The organism is Methylibium sp. T29-B, assembly GCF_000576225.1.
GTDB classification, from domain to species: Bacteria; Pseudomonadota; Gammaproteobacteria; order Burkholderiales; family Burkholderiaceae_C; genus Methylibium; species Methylibium petroleiphilum.
Genome location: NZ_AZSN01000262.1, coordinates 1 through 3,123, shown reverse-complemented (window position 1 = coordinate 3,123; position 3,123 = coordinate 1). Strand labels below are relative to the sequence as shown.

The 3,123-nt window shown below is 68.1% G+C and carries 3 protein-coding genes; all 3 read left to right on the top strand.

Annotated features, from left to right (window positions below; translation table 11 throughout):
• The first annotated feature begins 162 nt into the window (after nt 1-162).
• The 3 genes from rlmH to Y694_RS20765 all read left to right on the top strand — a co-directional run bounded on the left by rlmH (nt 163) and on the right by Y694_RS20765 (nt 2,996).
• The gene (gene rlmH / locus Y694_RS20775; RefSeq protein ID WP_011828941.1) at nt 163-633 is read left to right on the top strand and encodes a 23S rRNA (pseudouridine(1915)-N(3))-methyltransferase RlmH; all 471 of its coding nucleotides are present in this window, start codon (nt 163-165) and stop codon (nt 631-633) included.
• Between the two features lie 5 nt (nt 634-638).
• Entirely contained in the window at nt 639-1,253 is a 615-nt protein-coding gene (locus Y694_RS20770; RefSeq protein ID WP_036236142.1) for a nucleoside triphosphate pyrophosphatase, read from the top strand.
• Between the two features lie 282 nt (nt 1,254-1,535).
• Nucleotides 1,536-2,996: an oligosaccharide flippase family protein gene (locus Y694_RS20765; RefSeq protein WP_081782299.1), complete on the top strand. Its 1,461-nt coding sequence runs from the start codon at nt 1,536-1,538 to the stop codon at nt 2,994-2,996.
• The last annotated feature ends 127 nt before the right edge of the window (nt 2,997-3,123 follow it).

Here is a 3,123-nt window from a genome sequence, read left to right as displayed (position 1 = left end):
GGCCAAGGCGCCTGCGGCCAGGAAGGCGCCGGCCCGCAAGACGGCGGCTTCTGCGCCGGTCGCAAAGAAGACACCGACCCGGTCGGCCCCGACCACCCGCGCGCCGGCCACGAAGCGCGCTCCCGCGAAGAAGGCCGCGCCGTCGCGCAAGACGTCGCGCGCATGAAGCTCGCGCTGGTCGCCGTCGGCCAGCGCCTGCCAGCCTGGGCCGAAACGGCCTGCGAGGATTACCTCAAGCGCTTTCCCGCCGATTGGCGCGTGGAACTGAAGGCGGTGAAGGCGGAGCCACGCACCCAAGGCAAGACCGTGGACGCCATGAAGGCCGCCGAGGCGCAGCGCATCGAGGCGGCCTGCGCCAGGGGCGTGCGCCGTGTCGTGCTCGACGAGCGCGGCACCCGCCTGACCACCCAGCAGCTGGCGCAGAGGCTGCAGGCCTGGCAGCTCGACGGCCGCGACGTGGCGCTGCTGATCGGCGGCCCCGATGGCCTGGCCGACACGCTCAAGGACGGCGCCGACGAGACGCTGCGTCTGTCGGACCTGACGCTGCCTCACGCGTTCGCACGGGTCTTGCTCGCCGAAGCGCTGTACCGGGCGTGGTCGGTCAACGCCGGCCACCCCTATCACCGCGAGTAGCGAGCGTGCCCGAATTCCTCTACCTGGCTTCGCAGAGTCCGCGGCGCCGCCAGCTGCTGCTGCAGATCGGCGTGCGCCACGAACTGCTGCTGCCCGGCGCCGACGAGGACAGCGAGGCGCTGGAAGCCGTGCTGCCCGGAGAGGCGGCGGCCAACTATGTGCAGCGCGTGACGCTCGCCAAGCTGGAGGCGGCGCGGGCGCGCCTGCTTCAGCGGGCACTGCAGGCGGCGCCGATCCTGTGCGCCGACACTACCGTGGTGCTGGGCGACCGCATTCTCGGCAAGCCGGCCGATGATGAGGAAGCGGCGCACATGCTCGAGGCCCTGTCGGGCCAGACCCACCAGGTGCTGACGGCGGTGGCCGTGGTCGAAGGACCGCATGCGGCCTTCGAGCCCCAGCTGCGGCTGCAGGTGTCGACCGTGCGACTGTGCCGGCTGACCTCCGACGAGATCGTGCGCTACGTCGCGAGCGGCGAGTCGCACGGCAAGGCCGGGGCCTATGCGATCCAGAGCCAGGCGGCCGCATGGATCGAGCACATCGACGGCAGCTACACCGGCATCATGGGTCTGCCGCTGTTCGAGACGGCGCAACTGCTGAAGCCGCTGGGCTGGCAGTTCTAAGCCTAAGCCGGCGCATTGCCCCACCCTCTCCGAGGGGAAAGCGGTCCGTTTTGCCGGGCTTTTCGGTGCTTGAGCCACCACGCTTTCGGGGCATTCTCACGGAATCTATGCCGCCGGCTGTTACGACTGTGAACAATTGCTGCCCTTGGGCGCGAACGTGAGTAGATGCTCACGCAGCGCGAAATGCGGGCGCTACTCTATCTGCCGTCAGGAATTTGAAGGCTTGCTAGGGAGTCGCGGTTTTGGCGCGGCCGCGGCAGGGTAGGTGCCCTGCTCAACAACATGAAATACAACGTCAATCTTTTGCATGGAGTGGCCTGGAGTACCGTCGGAAAAGTAGCGCAGGTACTTCTCGGTTTCATCACGCTGGCGGCCTTCGCCCGGTTTCTCGGGCCGGAGGCCTTCGGCATCGTGGCCATGGCGTGGGTGGCCGTCGGCGTCGTCGAGCTCATCACCGGCGGGATGCTGGCGGAGAGCCTGATCCAGCAGAAGGAACTGCGCCCGGCGCACACCAACACCACCTTCTGGCTGCTGCTCGGCTTCGGCTTCATCAGCTTCGTGGTGATCAGCACGTTCAGCGATGGCATCGCGGCGCTGGTGGGGGGGCCCGCAGAGGTCGCGACCGTGCTCGGCTGGCGCGCCATCAGCTTGCCGCTGGGTGCGGTGAGTGGTGTGCACCGGGCGCTGCTGCGCCGCGAAGGCCGTTTCAAGGCCGTCGCCACCGTCGAAACCTTCGGTTCGATGATCGCAAGCGTGCTCGGGATTTCGCTCGCAGTGTCGGGGGCGGGGATCTGGAGCATCATCGTCAACGAGGTTGCCCGCGTCGGCATCACGATGCTCGGCGCGATGATCGCGACGCGTTGGCGGCCCGGGTTCGAGATCGAGCGCAAGGCGTTCATGGAGCTGCTGAACTTCAACATCGGCTCCCTGGCGGGCGTGGCGATGCTGTACATCGACCGGATGATTCCGCGCCTGGTGATCGGCAACTATCTCGGTGCGTCCGCGGTGGGCATCTACACGATGGCGGAGCGGCTGCTCGAACAGATCGGCGACATCCTGATCGGCCCGGCCTGGGACGTCACGCTGGTGATGTCGGCGCGTTCGCAAGGACAGCCGGAGGCGCTGCGCAAGCTGATGCGGCAGACGATCCTGGCGACGGCCCTGGTGGTGATCCCGCTCTACCTCGCACTGGTCGTGCTGGCGCCGACCTTGATCGACCTGGTGTTCGGAGCCCGCTGGGCGGGTGCCGCGACGGTGGTCCAGTTGTTCCTGCTCGGTGGCCTGCTGCTGCCGGCCTCCGAGCTGGGGGTCGCAATGCTGAGGGGCGTCGGCCGTTCCACGCTGGCCATCATGTTGATGGTGGCTGACGTGGTCGTGCAGGCGGCGATGGTCTTCGCGGTCGTCGGTTGGGGGCTGGAGGCAGTGGCCGGCGTTCGCGTCGCGAAGGAACTGATCCTCTGGCCGGCAGGGGCGGTCGTGTTGGCCAGCGTCGTCGGCATCAGCGTGCGGGCGCAGGCCACGGCGGCGTTCACCCCGTTGCTGGCTGGTGCGCCGATGGCCGCCGTCATCTGGGCGGTCCACCATCTGCTCACGCCGGTGTGGCCGCAGTACTTTGCCGCGGCAGCCGCGCTGCTGGCGGGCGCAGTGACCTATCCCTGCATGTTGCGCTGGCTTGCGCCCACGTCGTTCGAGTCGGCCGTCTCGGCCGTCAGGTCGGCGCTGCGTACGCGCGCAGGCCATTGAACGCCGGCCCCGCCATGTGCAAAGCAAGCGCTTCTTCGTCGCCGATGGCTCTGCCGGCTGTCGGCCTGGGGTTTCTTCGCTGTGGCGAGCGATCGGATGACATCTGAAATGGGTTCCATGAAAAAGC